General features: G+C 72.9%; 25 protein-coding genes. 14 read left to right on the top strand and 11 right to left on the bottom strand.

Annotated features, from left to right (window positions below):
- Positions 1-213 precede the first annotated feature (213 nt).
- From ACFWUY_RS08460 to ACFWUY_RS08450, 3 genes are all read left to right on the top strand, one after another.
- Positions 214-1089 carry a helix-turn-helix transcriptional regulator gene (locus ACFWUY_RS08460; RefSeq protein ID WP_384103718.1) on the top strand — a complete coding sequence of 292 codons (876 nt, stop codon included), beginning with the start codon at positions 214-216 and terminating at the stop codon, positions 1087-1089.
- Positions 1090-1326: a DUF397 domain-containing protein gene (locus ACFWUY_RS08455; protein ID WP_015037566.1), complete on the top strand. Its 237-nt coding sequence runs from the start codon at positions 1090-1092 to the stop codon at positions 1324-1326. It begins immediately after the preceding gene.
- A gap of 73 nt (positions 1327-1399) precedes the next feature.
- Positions 1400-2218 carry an SAM-dependent methyltransferase gene (locus ACFWUY_RS08450; protein ID WP_384103703.1) on the top strand — a complete coding sequence of 273 codons (819 nt, stop codon included), beginning with the start codon at positions 1400-1402 and terminating at the stop codon, positions 2216-2218.
- A gap of 67 nt (positions 2219-2285) precedes the next feature.
- On the opposite strand, the gene ACFWUY_RS08445 is transcribed toward ACFWUY_RS08450, so the two are convergent.
- Together ACFWUY_RS08445 and ACFWUY_RS08440 are read right to left on the bottom strand one after the other, a co-directional pair.
- Complete coding sequence (locus ACFWUY_RS08445) at positions 2286-4175, bottom strand: M64 family metallopeptidase (protein ID WP_384103699.1); 1890 nt, start codon at positions 4173-4175, stop codon at positions 2286-2288.
- Between the two features lie 91 nt (positions 4176-4266).
- Positions 4267-5610, bottom strand: coding sequence for a 6-phospho-beta-glucosidase (locus tag ACFWUY_RS08440; protein ID WP_384103696.1), 1344 nt, complete (start codon positions 5608-5610; stop codon positions 4267-4269).
- 113 nt (positions 5611-5723) lie between these two features.
- On the opposite strand from ACFWUY_RS08440, the gene ACFWUY_RS08435 reads away from it, so the two are divergent.
- Complete coding sequence (locus tag ACFWUY_RS08435) at positions 5724-6167, top strand: YchJ family protein (protein WP_384103693.1); 444 nt, start codon at positions 5724-5726, stop codon at positions 6165-6167.
- 87 nt (positions 6168-6254) lie between these two features.
- On the opposite strand, the gene ACFWUY_RS08430 is transcribed toward ACFWUY_RS08435, so the two are convergent.
- The 3 genes from ACFWUY_RS08430 to ACFWUY_RS08420 form a co-directional block, all read right to left on the bottom strand.
- Positions 6255-8348 (bottom strand): MDR family MFS transporter, encoded by a 2094-nt coding sequence (locus tag ACFWUY_RS08430; protein WP_384103687.1) that lies wholly within the window; start codon positions 8346-8348, stop codon positions 6255-6257.
- Between the two features lie 110 nt (positions 8349-8458).
- Positions 8459-8710, bottom strand: coding sequence for a hypothetical protein (locus ACFWUY_RS08425; RefSeq protein WP_384103684.1), 252 nt, complete (start codon positions 8708-8710; stop codon positions 8459-8461).
- A 421-nt stretch (positions 8711-9131) separates the two neighbouring features.
- Positions 9132-10190, bottom strand: a complete 1059-nt coding sequence (locus ACFWUY_RS08420) for an ATP-dependent DNA ligase (protein WP_384103681.1) — start codon at positions 10188-10190, stop codon at positions 9132-9134.
- Between the two features lie 52 nt (positions 10191-10242).
- Between ACFWUY_RS08420 and ligD the strand changes: the two genes are divergently transcribed.
- Both ligD and ACFWUY_RS08410 read left to right on the top strand, forming a co-directional pair.
- Positions 10243-11265, top strand: a complete 1023-nt coding sequence (ligD, locus tag ACFWUY_RS08415; protein ID WP_384103675.1) for a non-homologous end-joining DNA ligase — start codon at positions 10243-10245, stop codon at positions 11263-11265.
- 147 nt (positions 11266-11412) lie between these two features.
- Positions 11413-12297, top strand: a complete 885-nt coding sequence (locus tag ACFWUY_RS08410; protein ID WP_384103673.1) for an alpha/beta fold hydrolase — start codon at positions 11413-11415, stop codon at positions 12295-12297.
- Between the two features lie 75 nt (positions 12298-12372).
- On the opposite strand, the gene ACFWUY_RS08405 is transcribed toward ACFWUY_RS08410, so the two are convergent.
- Both ACFWUY_RS08405 and ACFWUY_RS08400 read right to left on the bottom strand, forming a co-directional pair.
- Positions 12373-13047 (bottom strand): TetR/AcrR family transcriptional regulator, encoded by a 675-nt coding sequence (locus tag ACFWUY_RS08405; RefSeq protein WP_384103669.1) that lies wholly within the window; start codon positions 13045-13047, stop codon positions 12373-12375.
- Positions 13048-13152: 105 nt separating this feature from the next.
- Entirely contained in the window at positions 13153-13947 is a 795-nt protein-coding gene (locus tag ACFWUY_RS08400) for an IclR family transcriptional regulator (protein WP_384103665.1), read from the bottom strand.
- 141 nt (positions 13948-14088) lie between these two features.
- Here ACFWUY_RS08400 and ACFWUY_RS08395 point away from each other — a divergent pair, with 141 nt between their 5' ends.
- From ACFWUY_RS08395 to ACFWUY_RS08360, 8 genes are all read left to right on the top strand, one after another.
- Positions 14089-14262: a putative leader peptide gene (locus tag ACFWUY_RS08395; protein ID WP_384103661.1), complete on the top strand. Its 174-nt coding sequence runs from the start codon at positions 14089-14091 to the stop codon at positions 14260-14262.
- A 514-nt stretch (positions 14263-14776) separates the two neighbouring features.
- Positions 14777-15781, top strand: a complete 1005-nt coding sequence (locus ACFWUY_RS08390) for an ABC transporter substrate-binding protein (protein WP_384103658.1) — start codon at positions 14777-14779, stop codon at positions 15779-15781.
- 184 nt (positions 15782-15965) lie between these two features.
- On the top strand, positions 15966-17015 hold the full coding sequence (locus ACFWUY_RS08385) for an NrtA/SsuA/CpmA family ABC transporter substrate-binding protein (RefSeq protein WP_384103655.1): 1050 nt from the start codon (positions 15966-15968) through the stop codon (positions 17013-17015).
- On the top strand, positions 17012-17950 hold the full coding sequence (locus ACFWUY_RS08380; protein WP_384103650.1) for an ABC transporter permease: 939 nt from the start codon (positions 17012-17014) through the stop codon (positions 17948-17950). Before ACFWUY_RS08385 ends, ACFWUY_RS08380 begins: the two co-directional genes overlap by 4 nt.
- The gene (locus tag ACFWUY_RS08375) at positions 17947-18777 is read left to right on the top strand and encodes an ABC transporter ATP-binding protein (protein ID WP_384103647.1); all 831 of its coding nucleotides are present in this window, start codon (positions 17947-17949) and stop codon (positions 18775-18777) included. The genes ACFWUY_RS08380 and ACFWUY_RS08375 overlap by 4 nt, the downstream gene beginning before the upstream one ends.
- A complete protein-coding gene (locus ACFWUY_RS08370; protein ID WP_384103644.1) occupies positions 18774-19637 on the top strand; it encodes an ABC transporter substrate-binding protein in 864 nt (287 codons plus the stop codon). The genes ACFWUY_RS08375 and ACFWUY_RS08370 overlap by 4 nt, the downstream gene beginning before the upstream one ends.
- 5 nt (positions 19638-19642) lie before the next feature.
- Positions 19643-20725, top strand: coding sequence for an LLM class flavin-dependent oxidoreductase (locus ACFWUY_RS08365; protein ID WP_384103638.1), 1083 nt, complete (start codon positions 19643-19645; stop codon positions 20723-20725).
- 135 nt (positions 20726-20860) lie between these two features.
- Positions 20861-21118: a WhiB family transcriptional regulator gene (locus ACFWUY_RS08360; RefSeq protein WP_384103636.1), complete on the top strand. Its 258-nt coding sequence runs from the start codon at positions 20861-20863 to the stop codon at positions 21116-21118.
- Between the two features lie 146 nt (positions 21119-21264).
- On the opposite strand, the gene ACFWUY_RS08355 is transcribed toward ACFWUY_RS08360, so the two are convergent.
- The 4 genes from ACFWUY_RS08355 to ACFWUY_RS08340 all read right to left on the bottom strand — a co-directional run bounded on the left by ACFWUY_RS08355 (position 21265) and on the right by ACFWUY_RS08340 (position 25416).
- Entirely contained in the window at positions 21265-22239 is a 975-nt protein-coding gene (locus ACFWUY_RS08355; RefSeq protein ID WP_384103632.1) for an acyl-ACP desaturase, read from the bottom strand.
- A gap of 227 nt (positions 22240-22466) precedes the next feature.
- On the bottom strand, positions 22467-22715 hold the full coding sequence (locus tag ACFWUY_RS08350) for a hypothetical protein (protein ID WP_384103629.1): 249 nt from the start codon (positions 22713-22715) through the stop codon (positions 22467-22469).
- A gap of 386 nt (positions 22716-23101) precedes the next feature.
- Entirely contained in the window at positions 23102-24745 is a 1644-nt protein-coding gene (locus ACFWUY_RS08345) for an ABC-F family ATP-binding cassette domain-containing protein (protein ID WP_384103626.1), read from the bottom strand.
- Positions 24746-24999: 254 nt separating this feature from the next.
- Positions 25000-25416: an SsgA family sporulation/cell division regulator gene (locus ACFWUY_RS08340; RefSeq protein ID WP_384103623.1), complete on the bottom strand. Its 417-nt coding sequence runs from the start codon at positions 25414-25416 to the stop codon at positions 25000-25002.
- Positions 25417-25715 lie beyond the last annotated feature (299 nt).

The raw sequence follows: 25715 nt of genomic DNA, 5'->3' as shown, positions 1-25715 counted from the left end.
ACCGGTTCCTCACAACAGTGGGCAGGACTGCCGTACGGCGCTGTCGCCGTGGCGCGTGGCGCACGGCGGCAGCGTGTACTGGTTCAACGGAACACTGTCCTCCTGAGTCGGACACTTGGCAAGTGGCACTCTGGAAATTGCAGAGTGCTGTGTTCTCTCTGGTCGGGCTTCGTGGCACACTCAGTCGAAACAGTGCGTCGGGGAGGTCTGAGAGTGAGCGAGCCGCGGTCCGCCCCCACGGTGGGACAGGTCGTTCTCGGGAGGCGCCTGCAGGACCTGCGGGAGCGAGCCGGCCTGAAGAGGGAAGAGGCCGCGAAGATCCTCCGGGTGGCCCCGGCCACCGTCCGGCGGATGGAGACCGCCGAGGTCGCACTGAAGATCCCGTACGTGCAGCTCCTGTTGAAGGAGTACGGGATCACGGACTCCGAGGCGGAGGGCTTCGTCGCCCTCGCGGAGGAGGCCAACCTCCCCGGCTGGTGGCAGCGGTTCCACGACGTGCTGCCCGGCTGGTTCTCCATGTACGTGAGCCTGGAGGGGGCAGCCAGCCTCATCCGCGCGTACGAACCCCAGTTCGTCCCCGGCCTGCTCCAGACCGGGGACTACGCCCGCGCCATTCTGCGCAGCGGGGCGGTCGGTGGCGGCAGCGATGCCGACAAGGACGAGGAGACCGAACGGCATGTAGCCCTGCGGATGGAGCGCCAGTCCCTGCTGACCAGGGAGGACGCCCCCAAGTTCTGGGTGATCATGGACGAGACGGTCTTCCGCCGACCGGTCGGCGCCGGGCCCGAAGTGATGCGCGACCAGCTCGACCGGCTGCTCGAAGCGTCCGAGCTGCCGAACGTCACCCTGCAGATCGCGGAGTTCGCGTCCGGCCACCATCCCGGCACCTACGGACCGTTCGTCCTCTTCCGCTTCGCCATGCCGGAACTCCCGGACATGGTCTACAGCGAGTACCTGACCGGCGCCGTCTACCTCGACGCGCGCCCCGAGGTGGCATCCCACCTGGAGGTCATGGACCGCATGGCGGCTCAGGCCGCGACTGCACAACGCACGAAGGAGATTCTCCGGGATCTCCGCAAGGAGCTGTGAATGGATCGCATATACAACGGCATGCCCGCCGCTGAGCTCGGTGCCGAGGGTTGGCACAAGCCGTGGAGCGGCGGGAACGGGGGCAACTGCGTGGAGGCCATGAAGCTGGCCGACGGCAGGGTCGCCGTGCGACAGTCCGCAGACCCTGAAGGACCCGCGCTCATCTACACCCACGGGGAGATCGCCGCATTCATCCAGGGGGCCAAATCCGGTCAGGCTGACTTTCTGCTCACCTGACTCTTCCGTCCCGCCCCTACCGTCGCGTAACTCTTGCTGCAGCGCCACTCGTTCGTCCCGATCAGGAGAGCCGATGACCCAGGAACCCGCATCCACGCGCGGTGAGATACGGATCGACACCAGCACGCCGCATCCGGCACGCATGTACGACTGGTTCCTGGGCGGCAAGGACAACTATCCGGTCGACGAGGCGATGGCCCGCCAGCTGCTCACCGTCGACGCCCGGGGCCGCGACATGGCCCGCGTCAACCGGGCCTTCATGCACCGCGCCATCCGCTGGCTCAGCGCCCACGGCGTCCGCCAGTACCTGGACGTCGGTACGGGCATCCCGACCGAGCCCAACCTGCACCAGATCGCGCAGGAGGCCGCGCCGGACTCCCGCATCGTCTACTGCGACAACGACCCGATCGTGCTCGCGCACGCGGCCGCCCTGCTGCGCTCGACCCCGGAAGGGGCCACCGAGTACATCCAGGCGGACGCCCGCGACCCCGAGATCATCCTCGAGAGGGCCGGAAAGGTCCTTGACTTCGATCAGCCCATCGCGCTGTCGATGCTCGCCCTGCTGCACTTCGTCGGGGACGAGGACGGGGCGTACGAGCTGGTCGCCAAGATCGTAGAGAAGCTCGCGCCGGGCAGCTACCTGGTCCTCTCCCACGTCACCGGGGACTTCGACCCCGAGGGCGCGGCGAAGGCGGCCGCGATGTACAAGGCGCGCGGGCTGACCCTGCGGCCCCGCTCGCGGGACGAGCTGGCCGCGTTCTTCGACGGCCTGGAGTTCGTCGAGCCCGGGGTCTCGCTCACCGCCGAGTGGCACCCGGAGCTGGGCGAGCCCGTCCCGGTCCAGGGCGACGACCCCATCCCGGGATGGGCCGGGGTGGCCCGCAAGCCCTGACCCGCCCCTCCACGAACAGCGCGACCGGGCCCGCGAACCGAGAGGTTCGCGGGCCCGTCCCGTTCCCTCACTTCGGTGGCGTCAGTGTCACCAGGAAGCCGCGCGCCGGGCCGACGTTCCCGGCCGCGTCGATCGTGCGGTACTCGATCCGGTGCGTGCCGTGGTCCGGGGTCGCGTCGTCCCACGGCACCGCCCGGCTCCGGCCCAGCTTCCCGTACACGAGGTCGTCGATCACCGTGCCCTCCGGCGAGAAGAGGAACGGCGCGTCGGCGTCCGTCGGCCAGCCGTAGTACGTGTACCAGCCGTCGCCGTCCACCCGGAACTGGCTCACCACCGCGCCCTCCTGGTCGTCCCGCGCGGTCAGCCGCATCGTGAACGGGCCGCCGTAGACGAACTCCACGGGCCGCCCGGGGCGGCGTACCGTACGCAGGGGTTCGGAGAGTTCGTACGAGGCCGTGGCCGGGCGGGCGTCCACCGTCCAGCGCAACTCCTCGTCGCCGCCCGCGAGCCGGGCGGTGAGGGTGTGGGTCCCCGGAGCGATCCGGAGCGAACGCAGGTCGAGGTCACGGTCGTTGGGTCCGGTCGCGACGGGACGGCCGTCGAGCCGCCATCGCACGGACGGGGTGCCGTCCACCGGGTGGGTGGTGTCCGCGTGGACGACGGTCCCGGCGCCCACGGGCGAACCGGTGGGGGTGTGGCCGGTGAAGGCGGCCCGGGTGCCGTCCGGCACGGTGGTGAGGGACGGGTCGACCGTCCAGCTCACGGTCCGGGTCAGGGCGGCGGAGGCGCGGACCGCCGGGTCCCGGACGAAGGGCGTCGGGTCGGTGACCGTCGCCGTGAGGGTGTGCGGTCCCGCGGAGAGCCGCAGTCTCCGCAGGTCGACCGTGCGGGCCCCGTGCGTGGGCAGCGTCCGCCCGTCGAGGCGCCAGGTCACGGCGAGCGCACCGCCCACCGGGTGCAGGGTGTCCACCCAGACCGTCCGGTCCGCCCCGATGGGCGCCGTGTCCGGCGCGTGGTCCTGGACCAGGTCCACCTTCGCGGAGATCGCCCGGACCATGACCTCGCGCTCCACCTGGTCGAAGGAGTAGCCGAGGGTCTTCATGAGCGAGTGCCGGCTCGGGCGCCAGACGCCCTTCGTGCTGTACAGGCCGCCCTCGTGGCGTCCGATGATCCCGCCCGACTCGCTCTCCTCGCCGAGCCAGCGCCACCACTTGGCGCGTTCCTCCCGCATCCGACCCTCGGTCATGAGCGTGTGGTGGGCGGAGGAGGGTTCCGGTCCTGAGTACTCCCCGCCCGGGACGCCCCGCGCGTAGTAGTCGTACTCGTCCTGGAGGCCGCCGAGCGAATGCCCTATCTCGTGCGGGGTGATGAGCGAGGAGAGCGCGTTGCCGCCGGACGCGGTGGCGTAACCGCCGCCCGCGCCGCCGTAGGTGGAGCTGTGCGCGAGGGCGACGACCTGCCGGTTGGCGCGGTGGGTGCCGGGGACGAGGTCGGCGAGGGCGGCGGCCTTCCGGCTGTCGACGGTGAGCAGCCGCTGCACGCTGCCGGGGTCGCAGCCGCCCCAGAAGCCCATGTCGAGCGCGGTGTCGCGGGCTGGGGCGTCCAGGCCGGGGTCGCAGTCCACGCCCGACTCGGCCGAAGGCGCCTCCACCGCCCACACGTTGACGTACGAGCGGTAGGAGGCGAAGGGTTCGATGCTCCACAAGGTGTTCAGGTGCCGTTCGAGGTCCGCCCGGAACGCGGGCATCTCCGCCGCGGTGTAGCCGTCCCCCATGAACACCAGGTTGAACCGCCGGTCCGCCGGCCCGGTGGTCTGGACGGGAACGACGACCGGGCCGTCCCCCCGCGTCGGTGTCTCCGCCGCCGCGGGTACGGTGCCCACCAGGCCGGCGGCCAGCAGGCAGGCCGTGACGAGGCGGGCCACCTCTCGTCGAACACCCTTGTTCTGTGAGGTCATGGGGCGCGAGCCTAGGCCGCGCCCCCGGCCCCGTAAAGATGTTCGTCAGCCGTACGACTCCACGTCGGCTTCCGGGAGGACCGGCGTCTGCTCAGTGCCGTAGGTACGCGAGACCCGCGTGCTCCGCCGTGTAGCCCTCCACCAGCCGGCGGGCCACCGCCACCGAGTCGACCAGGGGGTGCAGGGCGAAGGCCTTGACGGCGGTCGCCCGCGAGCCGCTCTCCGCCGCCGCGAGGACCTCCCGCTCCACCGCCTTCACCGCCGTCACCAGACCCACCGCGTGGTACGGCAGCGGGGAGACCGACACCGGATGGGCGCCGTTCGCGTCCACGAGGCAGGGCACCTCGATCACCGCGTCCGCGTCGAGCGCGGCGAGCGTCGTGCCGTTGCGCACGTTGAGGATGAGCGTGGCCCGTTCGTCCCGGGCCACCGCCCGCATGAGCGCGAGCGCCACCTTCTCGTAGCCGCCCGACTCGAGGTCCTCCTCGTCGCGCTCCCCGATCCCGGCGGCCTCCCTGTTGGCCGCCATGTAGGTGGCCTCCCGGTCGGCGAGCGTACGGTGCCAGGCGGCCAGGGCCGGAGTGTCGCGCTTCCCCATCTCCTCGTAGAAGACGGCCTGCTGGTCGCGGAGGTAGGCGCCGCGGGTCCGCCCGGCGGTCCGGTAGGCGTGCACGGCCTCCCGGTTGAAGTAGTAGTAGTGCAGGTACTCGTTGGGGATCGCGCCGAGCGAGCGCAGCCACTCCGGGCCGAAGAGCCTGCCCTCCTCGAAGGAGCCGAGCGCCTCCTCGTCGGCGAGCAGCCGGGGCAGCTCGTCCCGGCCGCCGATCCGCAGCCCCCGCAGCCAGCCCAGGTGGTTGAGGCCCACGTAGTCGATCCAGGCCTCGTCCGGGTCGGCGCCCAGGAGGCGGGCGACGCGGCGGCCGAGCCCCACGGGGGAGTCGCAGATGCCGATGACCCGGTCGCCGAGGATCCGGGACATCGCCTCCGTGACCAGGCCCGCCGGGTTGGTGAAGTTGATGACCCAGGCGTCGGGGGCGAGTTCGGCGATCCGGCGGGCGACGCGCACCGCGACGGGAACGGTCCGCAGCCCGTACGCGATGCCGCCGGCGCCCACCGTCTCCTGGCCCAGCACGCCCTCGGCGAGCGCGATCCGCTCGTCGGCCGCCCTGCCCTCCAGACCGCCGACCCGGATCGCGGAGAACACGAAGTCAGCCCCGCGCAGCGCCTCGTCCAGGTCCGTCGTGGCCGTCACCCCGGGCGCGTCCGGCACCCCCTCGCCCTGTTCCGCGAGGACCCTGGCGATGGCCGAGAGCCGTCCCTCGTCGAGGTCGTACAGGGTGACCCGGGTGACCCGTCCCTCGGCGTGGTCGCCGAGGAGAGCCCCGTACACCAGCGGCACCCGGAACCCGCCGCCTCCGAGAATCGTCAGTTTCATGCCCGTACGCTACTCGGACGCACCTTCTGAGCAGCGCGATTCCGGACGGGCGTCCACGGAGGCGTCCACATGCCGGGCGCGGTCCCGGGTTTCCCGTGGGGGACAATGGCGGCATGTCCCGACGCAAGACCCGCCCCCGTACGACCTCCGTCGCCGCCCCGGCGGTGACCGCGAGCTCCCCCTGCCCCTGCGGTCTCGACGCCTCGTACGGCGCGTGCTGCGGCCGGTTCCACGCGGGTACGGGCGGCACGGCGCCCACCGCCGAACTGCTCATGCGCTCCCGGTACAGCGCCTTCGTCGTCCGCGACGAGGCCTATCTGCTCCGCACCTGGGCTCCGGAGACCCGTCCGGGCGAGGTCGACTTCGACCCGGGCCTGCGCTGGACCGGCCTGGAGATCGAGGAGGCCACCGAGGGCACCGCCTTCCACCGGCGCGGCACGGTGACCTTCACGGCACGCTACGTCCACGACGGCGAGCCCGGCGCGCTGAGCGAGCGCAGCCGCTTCACCCGCCACGAGGGCGCCTGGGTGTACGTGGACGGCGACGTCAGCCAGTAGGGCGCGACGTCAGCCAGTAGGGCGGCGCACCCTTCGACGGACCGGTGACGCGGCGGCCCTCCGGCGGGCCGGTAGGGCGGTGGTCCTTCAGCGGGCGCCCGCCGAGACCTTCTGCCGTCCGGCCGGGGCGCCGCTCGCGAGGTCCTCGGCGACGATCTTCTTCGCGATGGCGTCCGTCGCCGCCCGCAGTTCGGGGTCGCTGGGCCGGCCGCGTTCCCGCTCGATCCGGTCGGCGAGCCAGTCGCCCCACGCGCGGGTGATGACCTCCGCCTCGCGCTTGCCGGCCGGGGTGTGGGAGAGCAGGTTGCCGTCGCGGGTCAGGAAGCCCTCCTCGACCATCCGGTCGAAGACCGGCAGGAGCACCTCCGGCGGGATCCGCCGCCGCGCCGAGATCAGGCCGAGGCTCGCGTGCCCGACCGCCCGGGTGAAGAGCTCGACCTGCATCACCGCCCAGGCCCCCGCGGTGTCGAGGCGGGTGTCGGACGAGGCGACGATCCGCCGGACGGTGTCGAGGTCCGTGCGGCGCAGGATCCGGCCGACGACCAGTTCGAGGAGCTTCGCCGAGTCGCCCGCCGTGGTGGGGGAGGCGAAGCCCTCGCCCATGTCGGGCGCGGCGGCACGCGCCGAGTCGCGGAGCGTCACCTGCTTGAGGAAGAGGGCGACGACGAAGCCGACGGCGGCGACCGGCACGGTCCACAGGAAGACGGTGTGGAGGGTGTCGGCGTAGGCGTGGACGATCGGCTCCGCGACCGCGTCCGGCAGTCCGTGCACACCGGCCGGGCTCCGCGCGGCCTGCGCGAGTCCGGCCGGATCCACGCCGAGGCTCCCGGCGACGGCCGAGGCCTCGGCGACCCCGGCCGTGAGGTTGGGTTCGAGGGAGTTGACGTAGATCGTGCCGAAGACGGCGGTGCCGAAGGAGCTGCCGAGGGTCCGGAAGAAGGTGACGCCGGAGGTGGCGGTGCCGAGGTCGGCGTAGTCGACGGTGTTCTGCACGGCGATGGTGAGGACCTGCATGCACAGGCCGATGCCGACGCCGAGGACGAACATGTACAGCGACGCCAGCCAGGTGCTGGTACCCGGTTCCATCAGCGACAGCAGGTAGAGCCCGAGCCCCATGACCAGGCAGCCGGCGATCGGGAAGATCCGGTAGTGGCCGGTCTTGCTGACGACGTTGCCGCTGAAGACGGAGGCGATGAGCAGGCCGACGACCATGGGGAGGGTGCGGATGCCGGACACGGTGGCCGAGTCGCCGTCGACGTACTGGAGGTAGGTCGGCAGGAAGGTCATCGCGCCGAGCATGGCGAAGCCGACGACGAAGCTCAGCACGGAGCACACGGTGAAGACCGGATTGCCGAACAGTCGCATGGGCAGCATGGGTTCGGCGGCCCGGGTCTCCACCCAGCAGAACAGGGCGAGGGCGACGAGGCCGCCGGCGAAGAGTCCGATGATGATCCCGGAGCCCCAGGCGTACTCGTTGCCGCCCCAGCTGGTGGCCAGGATCAGGGCGCTGGCTCCGGTGGCGACGAGCGCGATGCCCGCGTAGTCGATGACGGGCCGGCTCGCCGAGCGCACGGAGGGGATGGTGCGGGCGGCGGCGATGACGACGAGGATCGCGATGGGCACGTTGACGTAGAAGGCCCAGCGCCAGCTGAGGTGGTCGGTGAACAGGCCGCCGAGGAGCGGGCCGATGACGGTGGAGACGCCGAACACGGCCCCGATGGCGCCCTGGTACTTGCCGCGTTCGCGCAGCGGGATCACATCGGCGATGAGCGCCATGGAGGTGACCATGAGGCCGCCCGCGCCGATGCCCTGGAGGCCGCGCCAGACGATCAGCAGCGTCATGTTCGTGGCGAGTCCGCAGAGGAACGAGCCGGTGATGAACACGACCGCCGAGATCTGGAAGATCACCTTGCGGCCGAAGAGGTCGCCGAACTTGCCGACGAGGACGGTCGCGACCGTCTCGGCGAGCAGGTAGGCGGTGACCACCCACGACATGTGGGCGGCGCCGCCGAGGTCCGAGACGATCGTGGGCAGCGCCGTGCCGACGATCGTCTGGTCGAGAGCGGCGAGGAGGACGCCCAGCAGGATCGTGCCGAAGACGATGTTGCGGCGGCGGCCGTCGAGCACGGGCGGCTCGGTGGCGGCCGGGGGCGCGGGCGCTGCGTCGCTGGTCGTGGTCACTCTCGCAGCGTCACACCGGCCCCGTCCGGGTGCATGCGGGGGACGGCCGAACGGGCGGGCCGTCAGGGGCGACGGAGCCGGGCTGCCGGGCGTGCGCCGGCCCGGTTCCCTCAGGGGGTGACGGGCAGCTTCGGGTGGTGCTTGGCGAGGATCTTGTTGGCCCGCGCGAGCGCGGAGAGGGCGTGCTCGCGGTCGGCCCGGTCCTCCGCGCAGAGCGGTCCCCGGAACCGGTAGACCTCGCGGGCCGCGGAGTCCGCGTCGATCTCGGCCTGGAGGACGTGCAGCGGCAGACAGGAACCGATCAGCGCGGCCACGCGGTCGGGGATCGGGACGGGGACGAGGCGCGAGGGCGAGGTGATCACGGGTCAGTCCTAGTGGGTCAGGGACGGGTACGGAAGGGTCTCCCCTCCATACGTACCGGATCGCCGTACGGGTTCCGGCACGGCGATGTCGCGGTGGGGCAACGGCCCGGCGGTCCGGGCGACCGGCGCGCGGGATCCGGGGCGGGGGAGCGGGCCCGGAGGTGGGGCGGGCGAGGAGACGTTCTCGCAGGTACGGGGGCGAAAGGCGGTCGCCGCGTCGCGCGGCGCCCCCGCGTATCGCCCGCGCGTACGACGAACGCGTGGCCGAAACGGGCGGGTGGAGCGCATCGGGACGCCCGAGGAATGTGAAGCATCTCACTCGGCGGAACGGCGTCTTCCTGACAACTGCCGACCGGATCCGTCCGGACGGCCGCCGACCGGATCCTTCCGAGGGCCGGATCTTTCCGGACGGCCGTCGTCCCTACCGGAAGATCTCCGACAGGTCGTACGAGGCGGACTCCTCCAGCTGTCCGTAACCGCACGACTCCGGCGTGCGGTCCGGGCGCCACCTCTTGAACTGGGCCGTGTGACGGAAGCGGTCGCCCTCCATGTGGTCGTACCCGACCTCGCAGACCCGCTCGGGCCGCAACGCCACCCACGACAGGTCCTTCTTCCCCGACCAGCGACTCGGGGCGCCCGGCAGCCGCGCCTCCTCGTGCGCGGCCCCGTCCGCCCACGCCGCCCACGGGTGCCCGTCCCGCGGGTCCGTCCGGAGCGCCTCCAGCTCCTCGACCAGCTCGGCGCGCCGCCGCGCGGTGAACGCCGCGCACACCCCGACGTGCTGGAGGGCGCCCTCGTCGTCGTACAGGCCGAGCAGCAGCGAGCCGACCACCGGCCCGCTCTTGTGGAAGCGGTAGCCGGCCACGACCACGTCGGCCGTCCGCTCGTGCTTGATCTTGTACATGAGCCGGACGTCCGGCCGGTACGGCAGGTCGAGGGGCTTGGCGATCACCCCGTCGAGGCCCGCGCCCTCGTACTGCCGGAACCAGCGCCCGGCCACCTCGGCGTCCCGGGTGGCCGGGGCCAGGTGGACCGGCGCTCCGGCCCCGGCGAGCACGCGCTCCAGCGCTTTCCGGCGCTCGCTCAGGGGGGCGTCGAGGAGCGAGGTGTCCCCGAGGGCCAGCAGGTCGAAGGCGACGAACCGCGCCGGGGTGGTCTCGGCGAGCAGGCGGACCCGGGAGCCGGCCGGATGGATCCGCTCGCTGAGCCGGTCGAAGTCGAGACGGCCCTCGTGGTCGACGACGATCTCCCCGTCGACCACGCACCGCTTCGGCAGCCGGGCCGCGAGCGCCCCGACCAGCTCGGGGAAGTAGCGGGTGAGCGGCTTGCCGGTACGGCTGCCGATGACGAGCTCCGGTCCGTCCCGGTGCACGATCGCCCGGAAGCCGTCCCACTTCGCCTCGTACTGCATCCCGGGCGGAATCCGCTTCACGGACTTGGCGAGCATCGGTTTCACGGGCGGCATCACCGGAAGATCCATGAGGGAATTGTCCGGTATGCGGGAGTTGTCGGCGAGCCCTAGGCTGACCGGCATGGCAGGTGAGGCGGCAGCGGTGGAAGTGGAAGCCGGCGACCGGACCGTGCGCGTGTCCCATCCGGACAAGGTGTACTTCCCCGAGCCCGGCTACACCAAGCTCGACCTGGTCCACTACTACCTGGCCGTCGGTGACGGCATCACCCGCGCCCTGCGCGACCGCCCCACCACCCTGGAGCGCTGTCCCGACGGGGTGACCGGCGATTCCTTCTTCCAGAAACGCGCCCCGGCGCACCTGCCCGACTGGATCCCGACCGCGCGCATCACCTTCCCCAGCGGCCGGTCGGCCGACGAGATGTGTCCCACCGAACCGGCGGCCGTGCTCTGGGCCGCCAACCTCGGCACCGTCACCTTCCACCCCTGGCCGGTGCGGCGGGACGACACCGACCACCCCGACGAACTCCGCATCGACCTCGACCCGCAACCCGGCACGGACTACGCCGACGTCGTCCGCGCCGCCCACGAGCTGCGCTCCGTCCTCGACGGGCACGGGCTGCGCGGCTGGCCGAAGACCTCCGGCGGCCGGGGGCTCCACGTCTTCGTGCCGATCCTGCCCCGGTGGACCTTCGGGCAGGTCAGGCGGGCGGCCATCGCCTGCGGCCGGGAGCTGGAACGACGGATGCCGGAGCGGGTCACCACGAGGTGGTGGAAGGAGGAGCGCGGCGAGCGGATCTTCGTCGACTACAACCAGACGGCCCGGGACCGCACGATGGCCTCCGCCTACTCCGTACGCCCGCGCCCGCACGCCCCCGTCTCGGCGCCGCTGCGCTGGGAGGAGGTCGACGACGCCGTGCCGCAGGACTTCGACATCAAGAAGATGCCGGTCCGGTACGCCGAGGTCGGCGACGTGCACGCCGACATGGACGACGAGCGGTTCGGTCTGGAGTCCCTGCTGGAACTGGCCCGGCGGGACGAGGCGGAACGCGGCCTCGGTGACCTGCCGTACCCGCCGGAGTACCCGAAGGCGCCGGGCGAGCCGAAGCGCGTCCAGCCGAGCCGGGCGAAGAAGGGGACGAGCTGACGAGCTGGACGGAATCGGCCGAACACGGCCGGAGGGCGGGCCGGCGCTTTCCGGGTGGGCGTCGGCCCGCCTGTTTCCTGAGTCTAAAACAACACGAACGATCGTGCTAACATTTTCGCCTGCCCAGGACGACCGAGGAGATCCGGCATGTACCCGATGGCTCCGCTCATCCGCACCGCCCTGAACGCCACCGCCCGCGTCGCCCCCGGACCGGCCGGCCGCTGGGCCTTCCACCTCTTCGTCCGCCCGCTCGGCCGGGCGCGGGTCAGGCCCGAGGAGCGGGCCCTCCTCGCCGCGGCCCGCACCGGACACCTCCGGGTCCGGGGCCAGGACGTCGTCACCTACGCCTGGGGCGACGGCCGCCGGCCCGTCCTGCTCGTCCACGGCTGGCCCTCGCGCGCCTCGCGCCTCACCGCCTTCGCCGAAGCGCTCCTCGCGCGCGGCTACAGCCCGGTCACCTTCGACGCCCCCGGCCACGGCGACTCCTCGGGGCGGGCGAGCAACATCGTCGAGTACCGGCAGATCATCCGCGAACTCCACGCCCGGCACGGCGACTTCGACGCCGTCGTCGCCCACTCCTTCGGTGTCCTCGCCGCCCTCTTCGCCCTCCGGGACGGCGTCCGCACGGCCCGCTTCGTCGGCCTCGGCGGAGTCGGCTCCTTCGACCTGCTGCTCGCGGGCTTCCGGGCCGGCCTCGGCCTCGACGAGCGGGTCGTCCGCCGCATGCGCGACCACGTGGAGCGGCGGATCGCGCCGGACGAACCCGGGATCTGGGACCGCTTCGACGCCGACCGAGCCCCCGGCGAACTCGGCGCGCCCGTCCTGCTGTTCCACGACGAGAGCGACGACATGGTGCCCCTCGCCCAGTCACGGCTGCTCGCCCGTGCCCACGGTGACCGGGCCCGGCTCGTCGTCACCCGGGACCTCGGCCACCGCCGCATCCTGACGGACCCGCGGGTCGTGGCCGAGGCGGTGGAGTTCCTGACGGCTCCGGCGGGCGAGCCGTCGGAGGAACGGGTGACGGCGGGCTGAGCGGGCGCGGGACGGGGCGAGCGGGCGCGGGACGGGCTGAGTGGGCGCGGGGCGGTACGGAAAGCGGGGGCGGCTCTACGGGTCGGCGGCGTCCATGTCCGCCAGGCCCTGCTCCGTGGCCGAGGCGCGCAGGCGGTCCGTGATGCCCCGCTCGGCACGGGCGTAGGTCCGGGTGTCACCGAAGAGCACGGACTGGGCGTTCGCCGCCTCCATGAGGGCGATCACCTCGAACGCCAGCTGCTCCACGTCCAGTTCCTCCGTGAAGTCCCCCACCGCCCGGGCCTCCCTCAGGGCCCCCTCCACATAGGCGGTCCAGTCGTGGCGGGTCCGGGCGACGGCGTCGTGGACCGGACCCGTACGGGCGTCGAACTCGGCCGAGACCGCGTAGAAGAAGCAGCCGCCGGTGAACACCCGGTCCGAGGAGTACGCCAGCCAGTTCCGGCACAGGTCGCGCACCCGCCGCGCGCCCGGCGGCACGTCCTCCAGGGGGGTGACCACACGGTCGGCGAAGACGGCGACGGCCGCCCTGATCGTGGCGAGCTGGAGCTCCTCCTTGGAGCCGAACAGGGCGAAGACGCCGCTCTTGCTCAGCCGCAGCTCGGTCGCGATCCGCCCCAGGGACAGGCCTTCGAGCCCCTCGACCGAGGCGATGTCCATCGTCCGGCCGAGCACGAGGCGCCGGGTCTGGTTCCCGCGCTCGACGCGTCCGTCCGTCTTGGTCCCGGTGCCGCTTCCGGTGCTGCCGCTCATGCGTCCATCGTACTGACCGCACGACCGTACGGAAATCTCCCGGGCGGTCCCGGGCCACGTCGGGCCGCCTCGGGCCACGCCGGGCCGGCCAGGGCGTCGGACGGCCTACCCGGCCCCGGTGCCGGGATCCCGCCGCTCCGCCGGGGGCAGCAGCAGGACCTCGAGGGCGCGGGCGCAGGACCGGGCCTGGGCGAGGTACCAGTCGAGCCGCCCTTCGGTGATCAGCTCCGGGGTCGCGCGGACCGCGAGCGCGAACCGCGCGGACCCGGTCCGCTCCAGGACCGGCACGGCCACGGTTCGCACCCCGAGGGCCGACTCGCCGTCGTTGAGGGCGTACCCCGCCTCCCGTACCCGGGCCAACTCGACGGTGAGGGCCGGAGGTTCGACGATGGTCCGCTCGGTGAACGCGTGCAGCGGCGGCAGCGAGCGCGGGCCCGCCTCGCCCGCGCGGGGCCACGCGAGCAGTACCTTCCCGAGCGCCGTGGAGTGCAGCGGCCGCCGCAGGCCCACCTTCGGAGTCACCGAGCCGCCCGCCACGATCACCACGTGCGGTCCGCTGCGCAGCGCCAGGTCGGCGGTGGCTCCGGTGCGTTCGGCGAGGTCGGACAGTTCCGGCGCGGCCAGGTGAAGCCCCCGCTGGTGGTACGAGAGGCGTCCCAGCTCCGTCACCGCCGGACCGAGCCGGTAGCGGGCGGTCCTGGCGTCCTGCTCCAGGAATCCCGCGCCGAGCAGGGTCCGGGCGAGGCGGTGCGCCGTGGAGGTGGAGAGCCCCAGCCGTCGCGCGAGGTCGGAGGCGCTCAGGTCGGGCCCGTTGTCGTGGAAACAGTGCAGCACGTCGAGTGCGCGGCGGACCGCCTGGGCGCCCGCCGGGGGTCGGACGATGCCGGCCTCGGTCGTCATCAGGGTTCGCTCCCCGTGGGTGATCGGGCTCCCACGCTCCCACATGACGGGAGCCGGATCAGGGGTCCCACCAGGCCGGAAACACTCTGTTCACACGCAATCCCACATCGTGGGAGGCGAGTTGTCGACGGCGGAGCATCCATGGCAGGGTTCCGGCCAAGCCACCACAGCGACACCGAGCCGGAGGGAGCAGGGCCAGTCATGAACGGACGACGTACCGCACGATGCGCGCCCACCGTCTCTCCCGCGCCGCTCGGCCTCACCCGGCGCCGCCACATCGACCTGGCGCGCGTCGCAGGGGCCGGCTGTCGCTGACACGGCGTCCCCTGACGTCGCCGCCGGTCCGAGTGCTTCGCTGAGGCCGTCTCCCGGCTGAGGGCGATCGGCGGGCCGGCGCCACCGGCCGGACACGGGAACCGTCCGTCGCGTGCTCCGGTGCGGTGCTCCTGGCTACGCACCGGCGCCGCGTCCCGGCGCCACGCTCCGGTCCCGCACCCAGGGCCCGCGCCCAGGTCCGTGCCCGGCCCACTGCCCAGGGCCTGCGCCCAGGCCCCTTGCTCCGGTCCCGGGCTCCGGACTCCGGACCTACGCACCGGGTCCATGCGCCAGGCCCACGGGTCGGTCGACGCGCCGGGTCCCAAGCCGGATCCACGCTCCACGCACCGGGACTTCCACGTTCCCGGCGCGCTCCCCTCGGTCCGCCCTTCACCCCACCGTCTCCACCGTCTCCCGCACGTCGGCCGCGTCGCCGACGCCTTCGCGGTGACCACCCGCCCGTGTACCGCTGCCGCCGCCCACCGTCCCACCACACCCCTCCGGGAAGCCCTCCATGCCGCACGCCCGCGTTCCCGACACGCTCTGGTTCACCCGCTGCCCCGTCCCCACCGCCACCGGTGTCGCCGCCGACCGGGGCTGGCTCGCCCGGGAGTTCGCCTCCGACGGCATCGCCGTCCGCTCGCTCCAGGACGACGAACCCGGCGCTGACCGCGCCACCCACTTCACCCACGCCCTTCCCGGCCTCTTCCGCGAGGGCGGCAACGTGCCCGCGCTGTGGGCCCGTTCACGCGGTGAGCGCACCCGGCTCGTCGGTCTCACCTGGATCGAGGAACGGCAGGTCGTGCTCGTCGCCCCCGGCTCCCCGGTGCGCGGAGCCGCCGCCCTGCGCGGCCTCCGGCTCGCCGTGCCCCGGCACTCCGTACCCGTCGACTTCTGGAGGGCCATGGCCCTGCGCGGCTTCGAGGGGGCCCTCGCCTCGGCGGGGTACGGACTCGGGGACGCCGTCCTCGTCGACGTACCCGCCGAAGGCCGTCGCGGCCAGTGGGCCGCCGAGCTCGACGCCCTCCGCCGGGGCGAGGCCGACGCCGTCTACGTGAAGGGCGCCCTGGCCGTCGAGGCGGCCCGCCGGGCCGGGGCGGAGGTGGCCGTGGAACTCGACGAGCTGCCCGACCCCGCGCACCGCGTCAACAACGGCACCCCGCGCCCCCTCACCGTCCACCAGGACCTCCTCGACCGGCACCCCGAGCTCGTGGCCCGCTTCCTCGCCGTCCTGCTCCGGGCCGCGGACTGGGCGGCCGACGAGCCGGCCGAGGTCGCCCGCATCCTCGGCGCGGAGACCGGGGCGGGTGCCGAGGGAGTCGCGGGCGCCTACCGCCCCGGCACCCATCGCACCCTCCACCCGGACCTGTCGGGCACCCGGCTGGACCTGCTCGCCCGTCAGGAGGAGGCCCTGCGCGGCCACGGCTTCCTGGCCGAGGCCGTGGACGTACGGGCCTGGGCCGACCCGGAGCCGTTGCGGCGGGCCCGACAGCTCGCGGCGCCGCTGCCGGTCCCGTAACCGCGACAGCGACCGCGACGACACGCTCCGGTCCCGTCGCAGGGGCCCGAAGAAGCCCGGCCCCGCGACATCCGCCCGCCCTCAGCCCCGTCACCACGGCCCGACCCCGTCACCGCGCCCCGCCCCTGAAGCTGCCCTGTAGCCGCCCCCCGGCTCCGCACCGATCTTCCGAAGGACGACCGTCATGCGCCCACGCACCCCACTCATCCCACGCACCGCACTCACCCCGCTCGCCGCTCTGGCGGCCCTCGCCGCCCTCTCCGCTCTCACCGCCTGCGGAGGCAGCCCGGCCGCGGGTCCGGCCGACGGACAGGGCGGCGGCTCCGAGGGCGCCAAGGGCACGGTGACCATCCGCATCCCGGATCCCGGGAACTCCGGAGTCCTCGCCCGCGGCAAGAAGGACGGCAGTCTCGACAAGGCCCTCGCGGCGGTCGGTGCCGAGGTGGCGTGGACCGGAAGCGCCGGGCCCTTCGCCCCCGCCGCCCAGGCGATGAACGCCGATCAGCTGGACATCGCGACCGGCTCGATCACCGCCGGCATCACCTCCCTCTCCCAGAGCCCCGGCTTCGCCTTCTTCACGGCCACCGCTCCCGACCCCGTCGGCGAGGGCATCCTCGTCCGCGAGGGCTCGGACATCGCATCCGTCCGGGACCTCGTCGGCCGGAAGGTCGCCGTCAACAAGGGCGGCACCGGCGAGTACCTGCTCCTCAAGGCCCTGGCCAAGGCCGGCGTGCCGGCCGAGAAGGTCGAGCGGGTCTATCTGCGCCCCGACCAGACGGCCGCCGTCTTCAACGCCGGCCAGGTCGACGCCTGGGCCGTCTGGTCCACCTACGCCGTCGCCGAGATCGGCGCGGGCAAGGCCCACTTCGTCGCCGACGGCACCGCCATCGGATCCGACAACTACAGCCTCAACGCCGTCCGTTCGGAATTCGCCGAGGAACACCCCGAGGTCGTGAAGGCCCTCTACGCCTACCTCCACGAACACAGCGCCAAGGAGAGGAAGGACCCGGCCGCCTACCTCAACGTCTTCACCGACGCCGGGCCCACCGCCGTCAACGGCAGGGCCAGGGAGGTCCAGATCTCCTTCACCGGCAAGGGAGGCACCGTGGACCCGATCCGGCCCGGGGACGTCAAGCGCTTCGAGACCGTCGCCCGCTTCTACGCCGACCAGAAGGTCACACCGAACAAGGTCGACATCGCCGCCCACCTCCTCGACATAGAGAAGCTGTCATGACGGCCGTCACCGGACCGGCACCCGCCATCGCGGCACCCGAACCGGCCGGGACCACGACCGAACCGGCCGACGCGACACCCGTACCGGCCGGCACCGCGGCCGGCCCCGAGGGCGGTACGGCCGGACTCGTCAGGCCCCGCCCGCAGGTGCGCCGCCCCCGCTCCCGTACGTACTCCCTCACCGTCCGAGCCCTCGGCCCCCTCGTCCTCCTCGTCCTCTGGTGGAGCTCGTCGGCCACCGGACTCCTCACCCCCGACGTACTGGCCTCACCGGCGCAAGTAATCGAAGCGGTACGGGAACTGTGGGGCAACGGACAGCTGCCGGACGCGCTCGCCACCTCCCTCACCCGCTCCGGGATCGGGCTCCTCATCGGTCTCACCGCCGGTCTCACCCTCGGCATCACGACCGGCTTCACCCGGCTCGGCGACGAACTGCTCGACTCCTCGCTCCAGACCCTCCGCACCATCCCCTTCCTCTCGCTCGTCCCCCTCTTCATGGTCTGGTTCGGGATCAACGAGACCGCGAAGATCCTGCTCATCGCCGTCGCCACCACCTTCCCGATGTACGTCTCCACCGCGGGAGGCGTCCGCGGCACCGACCACAAGCTCGTCGAGGCGATGCGCAGCTTCGGTCTCGGCCGGCTCGCGATCGTCCGCCAGGTCGTCCTGCCGGGCGCCCTGCCCTCGCTCCTCGCCGGACTGCGGCTCTCCATGACGCTGAGCGTCATCGCGCTCATCGCCGCCGAGGAGATCAACGCCACCGCGGGCATCGGCTATCTGATGTCCCAGGCCCAGAGCTACGCCCGCACCGACATCCTCGCCGTCTGCATCCTCGTCTACGGTCTGCTCGGCCTCACCGCCGACGTGGCCGTCCGTGGCCTGGAACGGGTCCTGATGCCCTGGCGCACGGCCGGCCCCGGGGGAGCGGCCCGATGACCACCACCTCCACGACATCCCCCACCACGGCGGTACGGGTACGGAGCCTGCGCCGGGTCTTCGGGGACCGGCCCGTCCTCGACGGCCTGGACCTCACCCTGGCGCGCGGCGAGTTCCTCGCCCTCCTCGGGGCGAGCGGCAGCGGCAAGACCACGCTGCTCCGCATTCTCGGCGCCCTCGACGGCGCCGACGGGGGAGAGGCACTCGTCCCCGAGGCCCGCACGATCGTCTTCCAGGAACCCCGGCTCATCCCCTCCGAGAAGGTCCTCGCCAATGTGACCGTCGGCCTCCCGCGCGGCGCCGCGACCCGGGCGACCGGACTGCGGGCCCTCGCCGAGGTCGGTCTGGAACGGCATGCCGGGGCATGGCCCGCCACCCTCTCCGGCGGCGAGGCCCAGCGGGTCGCGCTGGCCCGCGCCCTGGTCCGGGAGCCCGAACTGCTTCTCCTCGACGAGCCGTTCGCCGCGCTCGACGCGCTGACACGGCTCCGCATGCAGGACCTGGTCGGTGAGCTGCGCAGGATCCACCGGCCCGCGGTCCTGCTGGTGACGCACGACGTCGACGAGGCCGTACGCCTGGCCGACCGGGTCGCCGTCCTGCGCGACGGCCGACTGGTGACCGACGAGCCCGTGACCGTCGACCACCCCCGGGACCCCGGAGATCCGGCCTTCGTCGCCCTGCGCCGCCGTCTCCTCGCCGACCTCGGCGTCCACACGTCCGAGGACACCGGCGAAGAACCGCCCGCCGGCCACACGCCCACCCCCGACGTCCGCACCCGCGCATCCGCCACTCCCGCGTCCACCGCCCCCGAAGGAGCGTCCGCATGACCGTCGTCATCGGTGTCCACCGCAGCAACCCCTCCCTCTACCACCTCTCCCGTCTCGGCTACGCGGAGGAGGAGCTCGCCGCACTCGGCGAGACGGTGACCTGGCACCCGTACACCGACGGCGTCCGTACCGGCGCCTTCCTCGCCGACGGCACCATCGACTTCGGCGGCACCGGCTCCACCCCGCCCGTCACCGCGCAGGCCGCCGGGCACGACATCGTCTACACCGCCGTCTCCGCGCCCCGCCCCGGCCACGGTGCCCTCCTCGTCCGCGAGGACGGCCCGGTCCGTACCGTCGCCGGCCTCAAGGGCGGCACCGTGCACCTCGCCGTCGGCTCCTGGCAGACCCACCTCGTGGCCAAGGCCCTGGACGACGCGGGTCTCTCGTACGCCACCGACATCACTCCCGTGCGCGCCGACTCCGGCAGCGAGGAGCGGCTCCGCGCCGGCGCGATCACCGCCTGGGTCGCCCAGGGAGCCGAACTCGCCGCCGCCCGCCGGACCGGCGGCCTGCGCGTCCTGGTCCCCACCGGCGAGGTCATCACCGACCGGTCCGTCTTCTTCGCCCGCCGTGACCTGGCCGAGCGGCGGCCGGACGTGGTCGAGGCGCTCACCCGGGCGCTCCGGCGGGCCGACGAGTGGGCCGCCGCGCACCCCCGCGAGGCCGCCGGGATCGCCGCGGCCGACCAGGGCGGCACGGTCGACGACTGGGAGACCGCCCTTCGTGCACTGCCGTGGACGATCGAGGCGGTCACCGAGGAGTTCGTCGCCGAGCAGCAGCGGGCGGCCGACATCCTCCACCGGGCCGGATTCGTCGACCGCGCGATCACCGTCGCGGACGCCCTGCCCCGGAAGGCCTGACCGCCGTGACCACCCAGGCACCCGAAGTCCTCTGGTACGTCATCCCGCGCGAAGGCGCCTATCCGTGGGAGCCGGCGGGCCGCCGCCCCGTCGACCTCGGCTACCTCGCACAGCTCGCCGGGACCGTCGAACGCCTCGGCTACACCGGGGCGCTGCTCGCCACCGACCTCTACGACGTCTGGCCGCTCGGCTCCGCGCTCGCCGCCTCCACCGGCACCCGGTTCAAGCCGCTGCTCGCCGTCCACCCCGGGCTGATCTCGCCGACCCTGCTCGCCAAGATGGCGCTGAGCTTCGACAACCTCTTCGGCGGGCGGCTCCGCTTCAACGTCGTCAACGGATCCACCGCGTCCCTGCGCGAGTACGGGCTCCACGTCGAGCACGACGAGCGGTACGCGCTGAGCGCCGAGTACTGGTCGATCGTGAAGCGGCTCACGGCGGGGGAGGTCTTCGACCACGAGGGGCGTTTCTACGATCTCAAGAACGCCGGCGCGTCCTTCCGTGACCTGCGGCCCGTGCAGGAACCGCACGTCCCGCTCTGGTTCGGGGGATCCTCGGCCGCCGGCGTCGAGATGGCCGCCGAGCACGTCGACGTCTACCTCACCTGGGGCGAGCCCCCGCACCTGCTGAAGGAGAAGCTCGACCACGTACGGGCTCGGGCCGCCGCCCACGGCCGTACGCTCCGCATCGGCCTCCGTCTCCATCTGATCGTCCGTGACACCGAGGACGAGGCCTGGGCGGCGGCCGACCGGCTCCTGGACGTCACCAGCGAGGCGACCTACGCACGGCAGCTGGGCGGGCGGGCGGAGGAGGACGGGGTCGGCTGGCAGCGCCAGTTCCGCCAGCACGGCGGCAAGGTGCCCGCCCGCGCCCGCGAACTGGAGACCCACCCCAACCTCTGGCCCGGCATGAGTCTCTTCCGTCCCGGTCCGGGAACGGCGGTCGTCGGCTCCACGGCCCAGGTCGTGGAACGGCTCCAGGAGTACCGGGCCCTGGGCGTGGACACGTTCATCCTGTCCGGGAACCCGCTCCTGGAGGAGGCGTACCGGGTGGCTGAAACGGTTCTCCCCGCGCTGGGCGTCAGCCGTTGAGGCCGAGCACGCCCCACGCGTTCATCGGACGGGGCCGTGCGCGGGCCCGGCGGACGTACGGGCCGCACGTCTTCGGCGCGCCGCATTGATCGAACGTTGATGGCTCGTTTACGCCCCTGCGGCAGCGTGTACGGCATGCACACCGACACGAGCGTACTGACCGCACCGGAGCCCGACATGACCTGGCAGGAGAACGCGCTGTGCGCCCAGGCCGGCCCGGAGTTCTTCTTTCCGGCGCCCGGCTCCTCGACCCGCGAGGCGAAGCAGCTCTGCGGGGCCTGCGAGGGGCGCGTGGCCTGCCTGGAGTACGCGCTCACGCACGACGAGCGCTTCGGCGTGTGGGGCGGGCTCTCGGAGAAGGAGCGGTTCCGGCTGAGGCGTCAGCGGGGCTGAGGCGCCAACGGGGCCGAGCACGCGGCGGGGCCGAGCACGCGGCGAGGCCGAGCACGCGGCGGGTCCGCAGGCCCGCCGTGCGGGCGCCAGTCCGGCCGGCCCGCCGCGCGGGCCCGGTCGTCGGCCCGCCGTCCGGGGCCCGGCTCTCAGCCCGCCGCGCGGGCGGCCATCCGGGCCTTGCGGGCCGCGAGCTTCTCGTCGAACTTGCTGGCCTCGCTGTCGAGCCCGTTCATGTACAGCCCCAGCTCCTCCTGGGCGCGCAGGCCGTCCGGGCCGAGGCCCTCGATCTGGAGGACCTTGAGGAAGCGCAGGACGGGCTGGAGGACGTCGTCGTGGTGGATGCGCATGTTGTAGATCTCGCCGATCGCCATCTGCGCCGCCGCCCGCTCGAAGCCGGGCATGCCGTGTCCGGGCATCCGGAAGTTGACCACGACGTCCCGCACGGCCTGCATGGTCAGGTCGGGGGCGAGCTCGAAGGCCGCGCCCAGCAGGTTGCGGTAGAAGACCATGTGCAGGTTCTCGTCGGTGGCGATGCGGGAGAGCATCCGGTCGCAGACCGGGTCACCGGACTGGTGGCCGGTGTTGCGGTGCGAGATGCGGGTCGCGAGCTCCTGGAAGGCCACGTACGCCACCGAGTGCAGCATCGAGTGCCGGTTGTCGGACTCGAAGCCCTCGCTCATGTGCGACATCCGGAACTGCTCCAGCTTGTCCGGGTCGACGGCGCGCGAGGCGAGCAGGTAGTCGCGCATCACGATGCCGTGCCGGCCCTCCTCGGCGGTCCAGCGGTGCACCCAGGTGCCCCAGGCGCCGTCGCGGCCGAAGAGGCTGGCGATCTCGTGGTGGTAGCTCGGCAGGTTGTCCTCGGTGAGCAGGTTGACGACGAGGGCGATCTTGCCGATGTCGGTCACCTTCGACTGGGACGGGTCCCAGGCCTCGCCGTCCTCGAAGTAGCCGGGGAAGTTCCGGCCGTCGGACCACGGCACGTACTCGTGCGGCATCCAGTCCTTGGTGACCTTGAGGTGCCGGTTGAGTTCCTTCTCCACGACCTCTTCGAGCGCGTAGAGCAGGCGCGCGTCGGTCCACTCCGCCGAGCTGTCGAGGTGGGGAGAAGTGAGCGTCACGGGGACTCCTGGGGACGGGGAGAAGGGCCTACGGAATTACCTACGGATTCGTAGGTTACGAAACCGTAGGTTAAGGCTCCGTAAGGCGTCGGCCAAGCCTGCCCCGGCGATGTCCGATTACGTTCCGTTATGTGCGTTGCTCGGGCGGGGTGGCAGAGACGCAGGTCACGCCCCGGGCGCCACTCGCGAAGCCTTCGGCCGACTACGCAGAGCGGGAGGCCGACAGCTCAGGGCAAGTGGTCCGCCGCCCCCGCCTTGACCGCCCGGATCGGCGCCCGCGGGGCCTCCACCGAGTCGCTGACGTACGCGCCGGGGGCGAGGGCCGAGCCGATGCAGGCGCGCCCCGCGTCGTCGAGGCCGAACCGGAAGCGGTTGGCGCCCTCGCTGCGGAAGGCCTCGCTCCAGCCGATCTCGACGCCGGGACGGCCGGACTGGGTGGCGGCGGTGCCGGCGGCGGTGCCGGTCGTGACGTTCATGGTGGGAGGCCCCCTCACAGGTCCTGGGCGATGGTCCCGATGCCCCTCCCCGGAGGCGCCCGCTGCGCCGGACTCGCGCGCCGGGCGGGTCGGGTCGCTCCTCGCCCGCCACGGCCTCTCCGACCTCTGCGCGACCGCCGCCCTCGCCGCCTCCGAACTCGTCGGGCACGGAGGGGACTGGGGACCCGTCCCCGTCCTCACCCCCGGCGGCGGCACGAAGTCCTGGGCCTTACTCCACCGCCAGGACGCCTCGGACGAGGACGGCCGGACGACACGCCCCGGACACCCGCGGCCGGACCCGAGACGTGTCCGGCGGACACGACCGGCGGGCGTGGCCGGTGGGCGCGACCGGTCCCGGGACCTGTCCGATGACTCCGCGCCCCGCTCTAGTGCCGGTTCGACGTCGTTCCCCGTACCTCCTCCGCCGTCGTCGGCCGCAGCTCACCGTCGAGCAGCAGCCACCGGGTGATCCCCAGTGACTCCAGGAACGTCACGTCGTGACTGGCCACGACCAGTGCCCCCTCGTACGCGTCGAGGGCCGCCGTCAGCTTCCGTACCGACGCCATGTCCAGGTTGTTCGTCGGCTCGTCCAGCATCAGCAGCTGCGGAGCCGGCTCCGCGAGGAGCAGGGCCGCGAGCGTGGCCCGGAAGCGCTCCCCGCCCGACAGGGTGCCCACGGGCTGATCGGCCCGCGCCCCCCGGAACAGGAAGCGCGCGAGCCTGGCCCGGATCGCGTTCCCCGTCGCCGTGGGCGCGAACCGGGCCACGTTCTCCACCACGCTCAGCCCGTCGTCGAGGACGTCGAGCCGCTGCGGCAGGAAACGGAGCGGCACCCGCGCGTCCGCCTCGCCCGACAGCGGCGGCAGCTCTCCGGCGATCGTCCGGAGCAGCGTCGTCTTCCCGGCGCCGTTCCGGCCGACCAGCGCGATCCGCTCCGGGCCACGCAGCTCGAACTCGCCTTCCACACGCGCCCCGTACCGCAGCTCGAGATCCCGCAGGAACAGCACCTCGCGGCCCGGCGGCACCGAGGTGCGCGGCAGTTCGACACGGATCTCGTCGTCGTCCCGCACCGCCTCCACGGCCGCGTCGAGCCGCTCCCGGGCCTCCGAGAGGCGCTCCGTGTGCAGCGCGCGGTGCTTGCCGGCCGAGACCTGTGCCTCGCTCCTGCGGTTGTTCGCCACGATCTTCGGGACGACCTTGTTCTCGAAGCTCTTCTGCGCGTACCGCTTCCTGCGGGCCAACTTCACCTGCGAGTCGGCGAGTTCCCGCTTCTGGCGCTGCACGTCGGCCTCGGCGACCCGTACCATCCGCTCCGCCGCCTCCTGTTCGGCCGCGAGCGCCTCCTCGTAGTCGGACCAGGAACCGCCGTACCAGGTGACGCCGCCGTCCCGCAGATCGGCGATCTGGTCGACGCGCTCCAGGAGTTCGCGATCGTGGCTGACCACGACGAGGACGCCGGACCAGCTCTCCACCGCCTCGTACAGCCGTGCCCGGGCGTGCCGGTCCAGGTTGTTGGTCGGCTCGTCGAGCAGCAGGACGTCGGGACGGGCGAGCAGCAGTGCGGCGAGCCGCAGCAGGACGGACTCGCCGCCCGAGACCTCGCCGACGGTCCGGTCGAGACCGACGCCGCCGAGACCGAGCTGGTCGAGGGTGGCGCGGGCCCGCTCCTCCACGTCCCAGTCGTCGGCGAGCGCGGTGAAGTGCTCCTCCGCCGGGTCCCCCGCCTCGATGGCGTGCAGGGCGGCCCGCTTCGCGGCGATGCCGAGGATCTCGTCCACCCGCCGCGAGGTGTCCAGGACCAGGTTCTGCGGGAGGTGGCCGAGTTCGCCGGTGACCCGGACGGTGCCGGAGACCGGCGTCAGCTCGCCCGCGATCAGTTTCAGGAGCGTGGACTTGCCGGAGCCGTTGAGCCCGACGAGCCCGGTGCGGCCGGGTCCGACCGCGAGACGGAAGTCGTCGAGGACCTCGGTGCCGTCCGGCCAGGAGAAGGAGACGGAGGTACAGGTGATGAACGTGGGGTGATGCGCCATGGGGGCCTCCCGATGCGAGCGCGAGCGTGACTGGATGCGACGCGTGGAGACACCGGGGCGCGGGCAGTGGGAAGTACGGCTCGTACGCCGAGGTCGAGAACGGCACACGCGGCACAGGGGGCACACGCGGCACGGTGTCTCGCAACCTCAGACGAGCAACGTCCTTCTCCGATCAGATGACGACAGGGTCATCAAGGACCGTACGCCGGGGCGCGGGAAGGGACAAACGATTTACGGGGCGGACCCGGACCCCGTCAGGGCCGGTCGCGCAGCAGCTCCGTCAGCCCGTGGTCCCAGTCCAGGTACTGGTTCTCGCGTCCCGTCGGCACCAGGTGCTGCGAGCGCTCGAGGAAGCGGCGCAGCTCCGAGGTCCGGACGTGGACCATGGCCACCCCCTCCGGGGCGTGGAACTCGACCACCGTACGGTCGTACCCGTACGGACGCAGGCGCACGTCCCCGTCCCCGGCCGGGCGCTCGACGCCCTGGACGAGGAGTTCGCGCGAGAAGGCCCAGGAGACCTCCACGCCCTCCAGGGTCGCGAGCGGCGGGAAGGCCATGCTCACGGCGTACGGGTCCTCGCGGTCGTACCGCAGGGTGGCGGGGACCGTCTCCATCCGCGGAGTGGATGCGACCATGCGTGCCTCTACGGCTTGCTCGATGACGGCGGACAAGACCGGCTCCTCTCGCGCGGGCTTCGGATCCTGTGCGTCTCCCCGACACCGGGGCACCTGACACCTGGCTAGACGAGCGAAGCGGCCGGAACGTGCACTCGGGGCCCACGTGAGCTGCGTCACCGAGCCAGCCGGTCCGGGGCGTCCTGGCGGGGCGGCGCAGGTCAGCGCCGTTCGGGTACGGGACCGCCGGTTCCGGCACACGGCTCGGAGCGATCGCGGTACGGCCGGATTCCGGAGCCTTCGGCCTTCCGCCGGGCACGCGCTCGTCCGCGCGGTCGGTCATGGCCCCGGCCGGG

Source organism: Streptomyces sp. NPDC058664, from assembly GCF_042716635.1.
GTDB lineage: Bacteria > Actinomycetota > Actinomycetes > Streptomycetales > Streptomycetaceae > Streptomyces.
This window is presented reverse-complemented; position numbering and strand designations above follow the sequence as displayed.